Origin of the sequence: Rhizobacter sp. J219, assembly GCF_024700055.1 — a bacterium.
In the GTDB taxonomy this organism is placed as follows: Bacteria; Pseudomonadota; Gammaproteobacteria; order Burkholderiales; family Burkholderiaceae_C; genus Rhizobacter.
In genome coordinates this window covers 1,635,028-1,649,577 of record NZ_JAJOND010000001.1, presented here as the reverse complement: position 1 = coordinate 1,649,577, position 14,550 = coordinate 1,635,028, and the positions used below count along the sequence as shown (strand labels likewise).

Annotated in this window: 8 protein-coding genes and 2 pseudogenes; 5 read left to right on the top strand and 5 right to left on the bottom strand. The window is 68.0% G+C overall.

All coding sequences use genetic code 11. The features are described from left to right. Nucleotides 1-11: 11 nt before the first annotated feature. A complete protein-coding gene (gene map / locus LRS03_RS07565) occupies nucleotides 12-845 on the bottom strand; it encodes a type I methionyl aminopeptidase (RefSeq protein ID WP_257824776.1) in 834 nt (277 codons plus the stop codon). A 97-nt stretch (nucleotides 846-942) separates the two neighbouring features. Here map and purL point away from each other — a divergent pair. The 3 genes and pseudogenes from purL to LRS03_RS07550 all read left to right on the top strand — a co-directional run bounded on the left by purL (nucleotide 943) and on the right by LRS03_RS07550 (nucleotide 6,431). Beyond that, nucleotides 943-4,916, top strand: a pseudogene (gene purL / locus LRS03_RS07560) (phosphoribosylformylglycinamidine synthase). 23 nt (nucleotides 4,917-4,939) lie between these two features. Continuing rightward, entirely contained in the window at nucleotides 4,940-5,182 is a 243-nt protein-coding gene (locus tag LRS03_RS07555) for a hypothetical protein (protein WP_257824775.1), read from the top strand. Between the two features lie 13 nt (nucleotides 5,183-5,195). Next, nucleotides 5,196-6,431, top strand: coding sequence for a flavin-dependent oxidoreductase (locus tag LRS03_RS07550; protein ID WP_257824773.1), 1,236 nt, complete (start codon nucleotides 5,196-5,198; stop codon nucleotides 6,429-6,431). 10 nt (nucleotides 6,432-6,441) lie between these two features. Here LRS03_RS07550 and LRS03_RS07545 read toward each other — a convergent pair whose 3' ends face one another. Then, the gene (locus LRS03_RS07545) at nucleotides 6,442-7,035 is read right to left on the bottom strand and encodes a TetR/AcrR family transcriptional regulator (protein WP_257824771.1); all 594 of its coding nucleotides are present in this window, start codon (nucleotides 7,033-7,035) and stop codon (nucleotides 6,442-6,444) included. A 101-nt stretch (nucleotides 7,036-7,136) separates the two neighbouring features. Here LRS03_RS07545 and LRS03_RS07540 point away from each other — a divergent pair, with 101 nt between their 5' ends. After that, the gene (locus LRS03_RS07540; protein ID WP_257824770.1) at nucleotides 7,137-7,955 is read left to right on the top strand and encodes a metal-dependent hydrolase; all 819 of its coding nucleotides are present in this window, start codon (nucleotides 7,137-7,139) and stop codon (nucleotides 7,953-7,955) included. A gap of 7 nt (nucleotides 7,956-7,962) precedes the next feature. Here the strand turns inward: LRS03_RS07540 and LRS03_RS07535 are convergent, their stop codons facing one another. Beyond that, complete coding sequence (locus tag LRS03_RS07535) at nucleotides 7,963-10,170, bottom strand: molybdopterin-dependent oxidoreductase (protein WP_257824769.1); 2,208 nt, start codon at nucleotides 10,168-10,170, stop codon at nucleotides 7,963-7,965. A gap of 27 nt (nucleotides 10,171-10,197) precedes the next feature. Further along, nucleotides 10,198-11,039 (bottom strand): annotated as a pseudogene (locus LRS03_RS07530) (helix-turn-helix domain-containing protein). Between the two features lie 124 nt (nucleotides 11,040-11,163). Between LRS03_RS07530 and LRS03_RS07525 the strand changes: the two are divergent. Beyond that, the gene (locus LRS03_RS07525; protein ID WP_257824768.1) at nucleotides 11,164-11,577 is read left to right on the top strand and encodes a hypothetical protein; all 414 of its coding nucleotides are present in this window, start codon (nucleotides 11,164-11,166) and stop codon (nucleotides 11,575-11,577) included. A 9-nt stretch (nucleotides 11,578-11,586) separates the two neighbouring features. Here the strand turns inward: LRS03_RS07525 and gcvP are convergent, their stop codons facing one another. After that, nucleotides 11,587-14,529: an aminomethyl-transferring glycine dehydrogenase gene (gene gcvP, locus LRS03_RS07520; RefSeq protein WP_257824766.1), complete on the bottom strand. Its 2,943-nt coding sequence runs from the start codon at nucleotides 14,527-14,529 to the stop codon at nucleotides 11,587-11,589. Nucleotides 14,530-14,550 lie beyond the last annotated feature (21 nt).

Sequence of the window (14,550 nt, the reverse complement as noted above, 5' to 3'; positions counted from 1 at the left end):
CGGTCGCTCGCTCAGACGCTGGCGCTGGCGTTGACGGAGACGGGCGGCGCGACGAACGCCGGCGGCGGCGGGCTGCCGGCCGAGAGCGTCAACACTTCGTAGCCCGTCTCGGTGACCAGCACCGTGTGCTCCCACTGCGCGGAGAGCGAGCGGTCGCGCGTCACGATGGTCCAGCCGTCGCCCGTTTCGCGGATCTCGCGCTTGCCGGCGTTGATCATCGGCTCGATGGTGAACACCATGCCGGGCACCAGCTCTTCGAGCGTGCCGGGGCGGCCGTAATGCAGGACCTGTGGCTCCTCGTGGAACTTCTGGCCGATGCCGTGGCCGCAGAACTCGCGCACGATCGAGAAGCCGGCGTTTTCGGCGAAGGTCTGGATGGCGTGGCCGATGTCGCCCAGGCGCGCGCCAGGCTTGACCTTCACGATGCCTTTCCACATGGCGTCATAGGTGAAGCTGCACAGGCGCTTGGCGGCGATCGATCCTTCGCCCACCACAAACATGCGGCTTGTGTCGCCGTGCCAGCCGTCCTTGATGACGGTGACGTCGATGTTGACGATGTCGCCGTTCTTGAGCGGCCGGTCGTTCGGGATGCCGTGGCAGACCTGGTGGTTCACCGAGGTGCAGATCGACTTGGGGTAGGGCGTGTAGCCGGGAGGCTGATAGTGCAGCGGAGCCGGAATCGCACCTTGCACGTTGACGATGTGGTCGTGCGCCAGCTTGTCGAGGTGTTCGGTGGTGACGCCGGGTTTGACGTGCGGCGTGAGCATGTCCAGCACCTCGGACGCGAGGCGGCCAGCGATGCGCATCTTGGCGGCATCGTCGGCGGTCTTGATGGTGATCGTCATAGGGCCGAGATTGTGCCACCCGGCCCCGTAAAATGCCGGGTTTCCACCGGCGCCCCCACTCCCGGAACGGGCGACTGCCGTACCAGAGCCGCAAGCAGTGACCTCCACACCCCAGCATCTGTTGCACTTCGAGGGCGGCAACGCCCTGTCCGCCTTCCGCGCCCAGGCGCTGTTGCCCCGTCTGCAGGCGGTCACCGCCCGCATCACCGGTGTCCATGCACGGCATGTGCACTGGGTCTGGTGCGACCAGGCTCTCGATGCCGCGAGCCACGAGAAGCTCAAGGCGCTGCTGGTCTATGGCGACCCCTATACCGGGCCGGCCGACGGCACGGTCGTGGTGGTGGCGCCACGCCTGGGCACGGTCTCGCCCTGGGCGTCGAAGGCCACCGACATCGCTCACAACTGCGGGCTCGCGATCCACCGCGTGGAACGTGTGACGGAATACCGCTTGACGCTGAAAAGCGGCCTGTTGGGCGGCACCAAGTCGCTGACGGCCGACGAACTGCAAGCCACCGCCGCGCTGCTGCACGATCGCATGACCGAAAGCGTGCTGCTGGCGCGCGACGATGCCCGCCACCTGTTCGACGAACAACCGGGCAAGCCGATGGAGCACGTCGACGTCCTGGGCCAGGGGCGCGTGGCGCTGGAGAAGGCCAACACCGATTTCGGCCTCGCGCTCAGCGACGACGAGATCGAGTACCTGGTCAATGCGTTCACCGGCCTCAAGCGCAACCCGACCGACGTCGAGCTGATGATGTTCGCGCAGGCCAACAGCGAGCACTGCCGGCACAAGATCTTCAACGCGCAGTTCACCATCGACGGCGTGCCGCAAGAGAAGTCGATGTTCGGGATGATCCGCAACACCCACCAGCTCGCGCCGCAGCACACCGTCATCGCCTACAGCGACAACGCCTCGGTGATGGAAGGCCATGCGGTCGAACGCTGGCTGCCGCAGGGCTACACCAACGCGCCGCAATACGGCCCGCGTGCCGACACGGCCCACGTGCTGATGAAGGTGGAGACGCACAACCACCCGACCGCCATCTCGCCGTTCCCCGGCGCCTCGACCGGGGCCGGCGGCGAGATCCGCGATGAAGGGGCGACCGGTCGTGGCTCCAAGCCCAAGGCGGGCCTCACCGGGTTCTCGGTGTCGAACCTGCACCTGCCCGGCACGAACGAGCCGTGGGAGCAGCAGCCCTACGGCAAGCCCGAGCACATCGCGAGCCCGTTGCAGATCATGGTCGACGGCCCGCTCGGCGGTGCGGCGTTCAACAACGAATTCGGCCGGCCCAATCTGCTGGGTTACTTCCGTGTCTATGAGCAGACCGTTGGCGACCAGCGCCGCGGCTATCACAAGCCCATCATGATCGCGGGCGGCCTCGGCACGATCTCGGCCTCGCAGACGAAAAAGATCGAGTTCCCCGCCGGCACGCTCTTGATCCAGCTCGGCGGCCCCGGCATGCGCATCGGCATGGGCGGCGGCGCCGCCAGCTCGATGGCCGCCGGCGCCAACGCGGCTGAACTTGATTTCGACTCGGTGCAGCGCGGCAATCCCGAGATCCAGCGCCGTGCGCAGGAGGTCATCAACCACTGCTGGGCGCTGGGTGAGGTCAACCCCATCCTCGCCATCCACGACGTCGGCGCGGGCGGCATCTCGAATGCCTTCCCCGAGCTGGTCGATGGCGCCGCCAAGGGCGCTCGCTTTGACCTGTCGAAGGTGCCGCTCGAAGAAAGCGGCCTCGCCCCGAAGGAAATCTGGTGCAACGAAAGCCAGGAGCGCTACGTGATCGCGCTGAAGGCCGAGGCGCTGCCGCTTTTCCAGGCGATGTGCGAACGCGAGCGTTGCCCGTTCGCGATCGTCGGCACCGCGACCGACGAGAAGCAACTGGTGCTCGACAACCCCGGCTCCGACGACAAGCCCATCGACATGCCGATGGAAGTCCTCCTCGGCAAGCCCCCGCGCATGCACCGCGACGTGAAGCGCGTGCACCGCGAGTTGCCGGCGCTTGACCTCACCGACGCCTCACTCGACAAGCTGGCCTTCGACGTGCTGCGCCACCCCACCGTCGCCAGCAAGCGTTTCCTCATCACCATCGGCGACCGTACCGTGGGCGGGCTCGACCACCGCGACCAGATGGTCGGCCCGTGGCAGGTCCCCGTGGCCGACTGCGCGGTGACGCTCGCCGACTACGCCGGCTTCAAGGGCGAGGCGATGAGCATGGGCGAGCGCACGCCGCTCGCATCGCTTAACGCGCCGGCTTCCGGCCGAATGGCGGTGGGCGAGGCCCTGACCAACCTGCTCGCAGCACCCTTCGACCTGCCGCGCGTAAAGCTCAGCTGCAACTGGATGGCCGCCTGCGGCGAGGCCGGTGAAGACGCTGCGCTGTACGACACCGTGAAGGCGGTCGGCATGGGCTCTGCCCCGCACTCGGCATCAGCGTGCCGGTCGGCAAGGACAGCCTCTCGATGCGCACCCGCTGGAGCGAGAACGGCCAGGCCAAGCAGGTCACCGCCCCGGTGAGCTTGATCGTGAGCGCCTTCGCCTCGCTCGACGACGTGCGCCCCACGCTCACGCCGCAGCTGCAGGCCGGTGACACCACGCTGATCCTCATCGACCTCGGCCAGGGCAAGAACCGCATGGGCGGCTCGATGCTGGCGCAGGTGCTGAACCAGTTCGGCCACGAAGTGCCCGACGTCGACGACCCGCAGCAGCTCAAATCGCTGGTCCTCGCCATCAACCAGCTCCGCAGCGAAGGCAAGCTGCTCGCCTACCACGACCGCAGCGACGGTGGCCTCTGGGCCGCAGTGTGCGAAATGGCGTTTGCAGGCCACCTGGGCGTGAGCCTCAACGTCGACATGCTCGTCACCGAAGGCGACGGCATCAGCGACAGCCGCGCCGAGTACGGCGACTCGAAGAACTGGGCCACGCAGGTCAGCACCCGCCGTGCCGAGCTGACGTTGCGTGCGCTCTTCAACGAAGAGCTGGGCGTCGTGATCCAGGTGCCGACCGCCGTGCGCAACGAGGTGATGCAGACCCTGCGCGAGCACGGCCTCAGCAAGCACAGCCACTTCATCGGCAAGCCCAACGACAAGGGTGTGGTCGAGGTGTGGCGCGACGCCAAGGCGGTGTTCAGCGCGCCGCTGCGCGACCTGCACCAGGCCTGGGACGAGGTGAGCTGGCGCATCGCCCAGCTGCGCGACAACCCGGTTTGCGCCGACCAGGAGCACGACGCTGTGGGCCGTGCCGACGACCCCGGCCTGCACGTGCACCTGACGTTCGAGCCGCAAACGCCTGCGATCCAGAGCAAGCGTCCGAAGGTCGCCATCCTGCGCGAGCAGGGTGTCAACAGCCACGTCGAGATGAGCTACGCCATGCACCAGGCGGGCTTCGACACCTTCGACGTGCACATGACCGACCTGCAGACCGGTCGTGCGCGGCTCGACATGTTCCAGGGTTTCGTCGCCTGCGGTGGCTTCTCGTACGGCGATACGCTCGGCGCCGGCGAAGGCTGGGCCCGCTCGATCATGTTCAACGGCGTGCTGGCCGAGCAGTTTGCGGCCTTCTTCCAGCGGCAGGAAACGTTTGCGCTCGGCGTGTGCAACGGCTGCCAGATGATGGCGGCGCTCGCACCCATCATCCCCGGCGCGCAGGCCTGGCCCAAGTTCACCCGCAACAAGAGCGAGCAGTTCGAGGCCCGCCTGTCGCTGGTCGAAGTGCTGCCAAGCCCGTCGATCTTCTTCTCCGGCATGGAAGGCAGTCGCATTCCCATCGCCGTCGCCCACGGCGAGGGTTACGCCGACTTCTCGCAGCGTGGTGACGCAGGCAAGGTGCACCGTGCGATGCGCTTCGTCGACAACACCGGTGCGGCCACCGAGGCCTACCCGGCCAACCCCAACGGCAGCCCCGATGGCCTGACCTCGGTGACCACCGCCGACGGCCGCTTCACCGTGCTGATGCCGCACCCCGAACGTGTCTCCCGCAACATCCAGAAGAGCTGGACGAGCGGCGACAAGAGCGCGCACAGCCCGTGGATGCAGATGTTCCACAACGCACGCCGCTGGGCGAAGTGATGTCAAGAATCTGAGGACCTGAGATGCACAAGCCTCCCGTCAAGTACCTCGTCATCATCGAATCCGACGGTGCGATGGTCGCCAAGCTCTACGACGCGCAGTTCAGGCACGAGAACGACATCGATGCCGGCTCGGAAGAGGTGGCGGTGATGACGCGTGGCCTCAAGGCCGAGAAGACCGGCAACGACGCCACCTGGTCCAAGGTGCTGGCAGGCCACGGCGAGACCGAGCGCCGCGCCGCCGAGGTCTACACCCTCGACCTTTGACTCCGGAACCAAGATGAACATCGCAATTGCCGGTGGCGGCATCGGCGGCCTGACCCTGGCCCTGGCGCTGCACCAGCGCGGCATCTCCTGCACGGTCTATGAAGCGGCATCGCAACTGCGCCCGCTGGGCGTGGGCGTGAACCTGCTGCCGCATTCGGTGAAGGAGCTGACCGAGCTGGGCTTGCAGGAGGCACTGGCGGCCACCGCCATCGAAACCGCGTCGCTCACCTACTACAACAAGTTCGGCCAGACGATCTGGAGCGAGCCGCGTGGCGTCGCCGCCGGCTACCCGGTGCCGCAGTACTCCATCCACCGTGGCGAGCTGCACATGATCCTGCTCGATGCGGTGCTGCGCCGCCTCGGGCCTGAGCGTGTGGTGCTGGGCCATCAGCTCACCGGCTTCGTCAACGGCGGCCAGAAGGTGCAGGCGAAGTTCACGCGCCTGCTCGACAGCAGCGCCGTCACCATCGAGGCCGATGCGCTGGTGGCTGCCGACGGCATCCACTCCGCGGCGCGCAAGCAGATGTGGCCCGACGAAGGCGCGCCACGCTACGGCCAGCGTGTGCTGTGGCGCGCGATCACCGAGGGTGAGCCCTTCGGTGATGGCCGCTCGATGTTCATGGCCGGGCACCCCGACGTGAAATTCGTCGCCTACCCGATCTCGCGCAAGCTGGCCGAACAAGGCCGCTCGCGCATCAACTGGATCGCCGAACTGTCGGTGCCGGGCGAGACACCCTCGCGCACCGACTGGAACCGCGAGGTCGACCCGAGCGTCTTTGCCGGCCCTTTCCAAAGCTGGAAGTGGGACTGGATCGACATCCCGGCGTTGATCCGGGGCGCATCGGCGGTCTATGAATTCCCGCTCGTCGACCGCGACCCGCTGCCGCACTGGCGCCAAGGGCGCGTCACGCTCCTCGGCGATGCGGCCCACCCGATGTACCCCATCGGCTCCAATGGCGCGTCGCAGGCCATCCTCGACGTGCGGGCGCTGGCCGATGCGCTGGCCGGCAAGGGCCACCTCGATGCGGCGCTCGATGCCTACGAGGCCGAGCGCCTGCCGAAGACGGCCAACATCGTGCTCCTCAACCGCCAGAACGGGCCCGAGCAGGTGATGGCGATCGCCGAGCAGCGGGCGCCGCAGGGCTTCGCGCACATCCACGACGTGATGCCGCGCGAGGAGCTGGAAGGCATTGCCGCCCGCTACAAGCAGGTGGCGGGCTTCACGAAGGACCAGGTCAGGAAGCCCTGAGCTTTCCGGCTCAGCGCTGGCCGTAGACCACCGCGCGCACGAACTGGGCCGTCGTCGCGGTGAGCTGCGGCAGCTCGGCGATGCGGTCCTGCTCCACCTTCTGCAGCACCAGCTCGTGGATGCCACCGACGATGCTGAGTGCCAGCGCTGGGGGCAGCGGCGGATGCTGGCGACCTTCATGCGGCCGGTTCACCACCTCGACGATGAAGTCGGCCAGCTGCTGGTTCACCCGCCGCCGCGCCTGCAGTCCCGCCGAGCCGAGGCTCAGGATGGCGATGAAGAGCGTCTTGAGCAGGGCCGGGTTGCTGGCCATCGTCGTGAGGTAGGCCTCCAGCGCCTGCTCGGCCTGGGTCAGCGGATCGTGGGTCGGGTCGATGGCGTCGCGCAGCACGCCCAGCGACTGTTTGCTGGCTGCCTCGTAAAGCGCCACCAGGCAGTCTTCCTTGGTGGCGAAGTGCTCGTAGAAGGTGCGGCGTGACACCCGGGCGATGGCGGCCAGATCGGTGATCGTCGTATCGGCGTAGCCTTTGCGGGCGACCGCCTCACCCATGGCATCGAGCAGGCGGCGGCGGTGGCTGGTGTCCGGGTCGGCAGAAACGGGCATGTCGTGGGCAGGAACTCGAAATCGGTACTTGACAGTACCACGATCGGCCTGCAAATTCGCCCCACTGGTACTGATTCGTACCAATCTCGTGGAGTCTTCCCATGACCGACCTCGTGGTCCGCCGCCTGCTGATCGACCTGGAAAGCGACATTCCGCGCCGCTGGTGCGGTGGCGACGCCTTCCGCACGGCGCTGTTCAACGCGCTGTCGATGAGTTTCCCGCTGGGTGAGCAGTTCTTCATCGACTCGCTGCGGGCCGGCATGAAGCAGCTGCCTGAAGCGGAACGCGAGCGCTTCGCCAAAGAAGTACAAGGATTCATCGGCCAGGAGGCGACGCATCGCCGCATCCACGGGCTCTTCAACGGCCACCTCGACAAGCAGGGCTTCACCAACACCTGGGAGAAGCGCATCGAGAAGCGCACGCCGATCTTCGACGAGGTCGATGCGCGCCATCTCGTCGCCGCGACCGCCGCCACCGAGCATTTCACCGCCATCCTCGCCGAGTGGATGCTGCAGAACACCTGGGCGCTCGACGATGCCGAGCCGCGCCTGCGCACGATGTGGATGTGGCACGCCTCGGAGGAGAGCGAACACCGCAGCACCGCCTTCGACGTCTACGTGGCGCTGGGCGGCAACCACGAGTGGCGCGTCAAGTGGTTCAAGAACGTCACGATCCTCTTCCTCACCGACGTGACGCGGCAGACGCTGCGCAACCTGTGGGACGACCGCGCGCTCTTCAGCGTCAAGACCTGGCGCAGCGCCTGGACCTACCTCTTCGGCAAGCGCGGCCTGGTGCGCCAGACCTACGGCCCGTGGAAGGCCTATCTGCGCGAGGACTTCCATCCGCGACAGCAGGACGACGCTCTCTCGCGCGACTGGTTGCAGGCGAACGCCGGGCAGTTCTCCGTCGTCGGCAAGTAGCGGCTCTTCAGGCCGCGGTCACCTCGACGGCCACCCCGCCCAGCACTGCGTTGCCCGAGAGCGGGTCGCGCAGGCGTTCGTCGAGCACCGTATTGAGGTTCGCCCCAGGCCGCTCGGCCGCCACGCTGAGCTGAGCGCCGGGCAGGTGATGGCCCCAGCCATGCGGCAGGCTGAGCACCCCCGGCATCACGCTGTCGCTCACCTCCACCTGCGCTTCGATCGCCTGCCCGTCGCGACCGGCGATACGCGCGAGCGCGCCATCGGCGAGCTTCAGCCGCGCTGCATCGGCCGGGTTCACGATCGCCGTGCAGCGGAACGGGCCCTTGGCCAGCAGCGGCAGGTTGTGCATCCAGCTGTTGTTCGAGCGCACGTGGCGGCGGCCGATGATGACCATCTCGGGCAGCGGGCGTGCCATGTCGCCGGCGGCGCGTTGCAGGTCGGCCAGGAGCAGCGAAGGGGCCAGTTCGACCTTGCCGCTGGGCGTGCGCAGCACTTCGGGGATGCGCGGCTGCAGCGGTCCGAGGTCGATGCCGCCCTCGGCGGCTGCCACCTTGGCAAGCGTCAGGCCCTCCGGCTTCTGGCCGAAGCCATCGCCATAGGGGCCGCTGCGCAGCGAGAGATCGAGCCGGCGCTCCGGCCCGGTATGGGCCGAGATCTCGCGCATCACCGATGGAGCGTTGTCGCCGAAACTGCGCTGCAGCTCGGCCAGCAGCATCTCGTCGTCGAGCTGCTGCACGTCTGCCGCGGCGCCCTTACCGTTGACGATGCCGATCAGCTTGACGAGGATCTGCCAGTCACGCAGGTGGCCCGCGGGCGCGGGCAGCACCGCCGCGCTGTAGCGCACATGGTTGCGGTACGCGAACTGCGGCAGCGCCACGTCGAAGTGCGCATCTTCCAGCGGCGCGAGGCCGGGCAGGATCACATCGGCATGGCGCGTCGTTTCGTTGAGGTAGATGTCGTAGCTCAGCATGAAATCGAGCTGGTCGAACGCCTTGGCGAGCCGCGTGCCGTTGGGCGCCGAAAGCACCGGGTTGCTCGCGAGGGTGATCAGCGCCTTGACCTGGCCCGCGCCTTCGGTCTCGATCTCTTCGGCCAGGCAGCCCATCGGCAGCTCGCCGAACACTTCGGGCGCACCGCTCACGCGTGAGTGGTGGCGGCCGGTGACGACGCCCTTGCCGCTGCCCGGCTTGCCTTCGGTGTTGGACGAGAACGCAGCCGATTTCGCAAACATCGCGCAACCCGGCTCGTCGAGGTGGCCGGTCAGCACGTTGAGCACGTCGATCAGCCAGCTGGCGAGCGTGCCGTGGGCCTGGGTGCAAGTGCCCAGGCGGCCGTAGACCGCGGCGCGCTCCGCCTTGGCGAGCGCGCGTGCAAGCTCGCGGATGTCGTCGGCGGCAATGCCGCAGCGGGCCGACACGGCCTCCGGTGAGAAGGGCGTGATGGCCTGGTGCAGTTCGTCCACGCCCGCCACGTGCGACTCGATGCGGCCCAGGCGCACCAGCCCTTCGGCAAAGAGCGTGTGCACCATGCCCAGCATCAGGAAGGCATCGCCGCCGGGGCGAATGGGCAGGTGGCGGCTGGCGATCTCGGCCGTCTCGGTGCGGCGCGGGTCCACCACGACGAGCTGGCCGCCGCGCTCGCGCAGGGCTTTGGCCTTGCCGCGGAAATCGGGCACCGTCCACAGGCTGCCGTTGCTCGCCATCGGGTTGGCGCCGAGCATCAGCAGGAAGTCGCAGCGCTCGATGTCGGGGATGGGGATGGTGAGCCAGCTTCCGAACATCAGACCGCTCGAGAGCTGCTTGGGCATCTGGTCGAGCGTGGAGGCCGAGTAGATGTTGCGCGAGCCCAGCGCCTTCATCAGCCGGCCCACGTAGAGCATCACGCCGAACTTGTGGCCGGCCGGGTTGCCGACGCTCACCGCGACGCTGTCGTGTCCGTGGGCGGTGCGGATGGCGATGAGCCGCTGCTCGATCTCGGCGAAGGCTTCGTCCCAGCTCGCTTCGTGGAAGGCGCCGTCGCGCTTGATGAGCGGCGTGCGCAGGCGGTCGGGGTCGTCCTGCAGGTCTTTCAGCGCCACGCCCTTGGGGCAGATGTAGCCCTGGCTGAAGCTGTCGCTCTCCTGCCCACGGATGGCGATGACCTTGCCCTGCTCGATGTGGATGTCGAGGCCGCAGGTGGCTTCGCAGACGGGGCAGATGTGGTGCGCGAGGGTCATGGTGTGTCTCCCAAGGGTGAGACGGGGTTATGCCTGCGAGGCCGCCGTCAGTCCGTCGCTCATGTGACGCATCGCCTGGGTGGTGAAGTCGTCGGAGGGGAAGAAGGTTTCGAGCGTGAGACTTCGGAGAGCGTGACGTCGACCGGCGTGCCGAAGACCGTGGTGGTGCTCAGGAACGAGAGCACACCGGCGGGGGTGCGCAACTGCAACGGGACGGCGACCGCGTTGGCCGGGATGTGCTCGTGCGCATCAGCGCCGTCTGGCACCGGGTAGGCCTGCAGCTCCTGCAGCAGCGCCACCAGCACCGGGTCGGCGCTGATCGCGATTTGGCGTCGCAGGCGCTCGAAAAGATGTTCGCGCCAGCCGAGCAGGTTGACGATGCGCGGTGCCACGCCTTGCGGGTGCAGGCTCACGCGCATCACGTTGACCGGCGGCTGCGTCAGCTCGGGTGCGATGCCCTGCATCAGCAGCAGCACCTGCTGGTTGTGCGCCAGCATGTTCCAGTGGCGGTCGACCGCCAGCGCCGGGTGCGGCTCGTGGGCCTTGAGCAGGCGCTCGACCATCTGCTTGGCGACCTGCAGGGCCGGGTCGTCGAGCGTGCGCTCGGGGTAGAGCGGGGCGTAGCCCGCCGCGGTGAGCAGCGCATTGCGCTCTCGCAGCGGCACCTCGAGCTGCTCGGCCAGGTGCAGCACCATCGCGCGGCTGGGCGTGGCGCGGCCGGTCTCGACGTAGCTCAGGTGGCGGGTGGAGATGTCGGCGTCCATCGCCAGGTCGAGCTGGCTCAGGCGGCGGCGCTGGCGCCATTCGCGCAGCAGGGGGCCGAAGCCGGGTGGCGATGACGCGGGGGCTGAGGTGGCGGTGGCAGTCATGGCGGCACCTTACAACAGGCCAACTGCCAGACCCATGACCTCTCAGGTCATGGACCGGCTGCAGCCACGCGCCGAGCATTCGGGCCATGCCGCGATGGGCGGTGTTCAACCCAAGGAGATGCTCATGTCAAACCTTCACGTCACTCCCTTCCTTCGCAACGTGCTGCGAGCCGATGCTGCGGTGAGCGCCGGCGCGGCCCTCGTGATGCTGCTGGGTGGCAGCGCCTTGCAGACGCTGCTGCAATTGCCGGCCTGGCTGATGCTCGGCGGCGGCGCGGCCCTGGTGGCCTACGTCGTCTTCGTCGCGTGGATGTCGCGGCGCGACAGCGTGCCGCGCGCCCTGGTCTGGACGCTCGTGGCCATCAACGTCGGCTGGGCATTCGACTGCGCACTGCTGGCCTTTGCGAGCTGGCTGCAGCCGAGCGCCTGGGGTCAGGCCTTCCTCGGCGTGCACATCGTGACGGTGCTGGTCTTCGCCGAGCTGCAGTACGTGGCCCTGCAGCGCGCACGTGCGTCAGGCGCGTATGCACACGCCTGACCGCCGGGCTCAGGTCTCGTCTGCCTCTCCGCCGTAGGCCGACATGGGCACGCAGGCGCAGAAGAGGTTGCGGTCGCCGTAGACGTTGTCGACACGACCGACCGGCGACCAGTACTTCTGCTGGCGCAGGCTCTTGACCGGGTAGGCCGCTTCCTCGCGCGAGTAGGGATGCGGCCATTCGTTCTTGAGCAGCGCGGCGGCGGTGTGCGGCGCGGCCTTGAGCGGGTTGTCGTCCTTCGGCCACTGGCCTTGTTCGACACGCGCGATCTCCTGGCGGATGGCGATCATCGCGTCGCAGAAGCGATCCAGCTCGACCAGCGGCTCGCTCTCGGTCGGCTCGACCATCAGCGTGCCGGCGACCGGGAAGCTCAGCGTCGGGGCGTGGAAGCCGTAGTCGATGAGGCGCTTGGCCACGTCTTCGGCGCTCACGCCCGAGCTGTCTTTCAGCGGGCGCAGGTCGAGGATGCACTCGTGCGCCACGCCGCCACCCTTCACGCCGGCGATGTTGCCGCTGTAGTGGATGTCGTAGTGGTCGGCCAGGCGCGCGGCGATGTAGTTGGCGCTGAGGATGGCGGTCTCGGTGGCCTGCTTGAGGCCTTCGGCGCCCATCATTCGGACGTACATCCATGAGATGGGCAGCACCGCTGCGTTGCCGAGCGGCGCGGCGCTGACGGCGCCGACCTGCTTCTCGTTGCCGAGCCCAGCCGAGCGGTGCGCAGGGAGATACGGCACGAGGTCTTCGACGACGCACACCGGACCGACGCCGGGGCCGCCGCCGCCGTGCGGGATGCAGAAGGTCTTGTGCAGGTTGAGGTGGCTCACGTCGCCTCCGAATTCGCCCGGTGCGGCCACGCCCACCAGCGCGTTCATGTTGGCGCCGTCCACGTAGACGCGACCACCGTGCTGGTGCACCAGCGCGCACAGCTCCTTCACCCGCGTTTCGAACACGCCGTAGGTGGAGGGATAGGTGATCATCACGCAGGCGAGGTTGGCGCTGTGCTGCTCGCACTTGGCCTTCAGGTCGGCCAGGTCGACGTTGCCGTCGGCATCGCACTTGGTGACCACGACCTGCATGCCCACCATCTGCGCGCTGGCCGGGTTGGTGCCATGCGCCGACTCGGGGATCAGGCAGATGTTGCGATGCCCTTCGCCGCGGCCCTCGTGATAGGCCTTGATGACGAGCAGGCCGGCGTATTCGCCCTGCGAGCCGGCGTTGGGCTGCAGGCTGATGCCGGCGTAGCCGGTGGCCTGGCACAGCCAGTCGCGCAGCAACTGGTCGAGTTCGGCGTAGCCCTTCAGCTGCTCCTGCGGCGCGAACGGGTGCACTTGCGCGAACTCGGGCCAGGTGATGGGGATCATCTCGCTGGTCGCGTTGAGCTTCATCGTGCACGAGCCGAGCGGAATCATGCTGCGGTCGAGCGCGATGTCCTTGTCCGACAGGCTGCGGATGTAGCGCAGCATCTCGGTCTCGCTGTGGTGGGTGTTGAAGACCGGGTGGGTCAGGAAGGGCGAGCTGCGGCGCAGCGCGGCGGGAATCAGATCGGCGGTGCCGGCGAGGGCGTCGACGCTGGGCAGCGTCTCGCCGTCCTTGGCGAAGACTTTCCACAGCAGCGCGAGGTCGTCGCGCGTGGTGGTCTCGTCGAGCGTGATGCAGAGATAGTCGCCCCAGGCGCGGCGCAGGTTGGCGCCGAGCGAGACGGCGCGTTGCATGAGCCGCTCGGTGTCGGCGCCGGTCTTGAGGCCGATGGTGTCGAACACGCCCCATTCCACGTGGTGCGTGGCCGAGAGGTCGAGGCCGAGTTGCTTGAGGCCGGCGACGAGGATGGCGGTGTAGCGCGCCACGCGCTGTGCGATGCGGGTCAGGCCCTGCGGGCCGTGGTAGACCGCGTACATGCTCGCCACGACGGCCGGCAGCACCTGCGCCGTGCAGATGTTGGAGGTGGCCTTCTCGCGGCGGATGTGCTGCTCGCGTGTCTGCAGCGCGAGGCGGTAGGCCGGTGCGCCGTGCGCGTCGACGCTCACGCCGACCAGGCGGCCAGGCATGGAGCGCTTGAAGTCGTCGCGTACCGCGAGGTAGGCGGCGTGCGGGCCGCCGCAGCCCATCGGCATGCCGAAGCGCTGGGTCGTGCCGACCGCGATGTCGGCGCCCATCTCGCCCGGCGTCTTCAGCAGCGTGAGCGCCAGCAGGTCGGCGGCCATGATGAAGGCGGCCTTCCTGGCATGCACGGTGGCGGCGTCGGCCGTCCAGTCGTACAGCCAGCCGCTGCTGGCCGGGTACTGCACCATCGCGGCGAAGTAGTCGTCGGCGGCGAGCGCGGCTTTCCACTCGTCGTGCGAGTTGGCGCACCGCACGACCAGGCCGAGCGGCTTGGCGCGGGTGTGCAGCACTTCGAGCGTCTGCGGATGCACGTCGCCTGAGACGACGAACACGTTGCCCGTGGCCTTGACGCTGCGCTTGGCGAGCGTCATCGCTTCGGCGGCGGCGGTGGCTTCGTCGAGCATCGACGCGTTGGCGATGGCCAGGCCGGTGAGGTCGCACACCATGGTCTGGAAGTTGACCAGCGCCTCCATGCGGCCCTGCGAGATCTCGGCCTGGTAGGGCGTGTAGGCGGTGTACCAGGCGGGGTTCTCGAGGATGTTGCGCAGGATGACGCCGGGCGTGTGCGTGCCGTGGTAGCCCTGGCCGATGAAGCTCTTGAGCACCTGGTTCTTCGACGCGATGGCCTTCAGTTCGGCCAGTGCATCGGCCTCGGTGACCGGATCGGGCAGCTGCATTGGCGTCGGGCGCACGATGGCGCGCGGCACGATGCTGTCGATCAGCGCGCGGCGCGAGGCGGCGCCGATGGCCGAGAGCATGCGCCGCTCGTCTTCGGGTTCGATGCCGATGTGGCGGGCGATGAATTCAGACGGGTTCTCGAGTTCACCGAGAGGCTTCAGGGCAGACATCAGCATTTCTTTTCCAGCGAGGGCGGG

Coding starts and splice junctions, on each gene's coding strand:
- LRS03_RS07535 (WP_257824769.1), bottom strand. CDS start 10,170: ATGACCCTCGCGCACCACATCTGCCCCGTCTGCGAAGCCACCTGCGGC.
- LRS03_RS07555 (WP_257824775.1), top strand. CDS start 4,940: ATGCACAAGCCTCCCGTCAAGTACCTCGTCATCATCGAATCCGACGGT.
- gcvP (WP_257824766.1), bottom strand. CDS start 14,529: ATGCTGATGTCTGCCCTGAAGCCTCTCGGTGAACTCGAGAACCCGTCT.
- LRS03_RS07525 (WP_257824768.1), top strand. CDS start 11,164: ATGTCAAACCTTCACGTCACTCCCTTCCTTCGCAACGTGCTGCGAGCC.
- map (WP_257824776.1), bottom strand. CDS start 845: ATGACGATCACCATCAAGACCGCCGACGATGCCGCCAAGATGCGCATC.
- LRS03_RS07540 (WP_257824770.1), top strand. CDS start 7,137: ATGACCGACCTCGTGGTCCGCCGCCTGCTGATCGACCTGGAAAGCGAC.
- LRS03_RS07545 (WP_257824771.1), bottom strand. CDS start 7,035: ATGCCCGTTTCTGCCGACCCGGACACCAGCCACCGCCGCCGCCTGCTC.
- LRS03_RS07550 (WP_257824773.1), top strand. CDS start 5,196: ATGAACATCGCAATTGCCGGTGGCGGCATCGGCGGCCTGACCCTGGCC.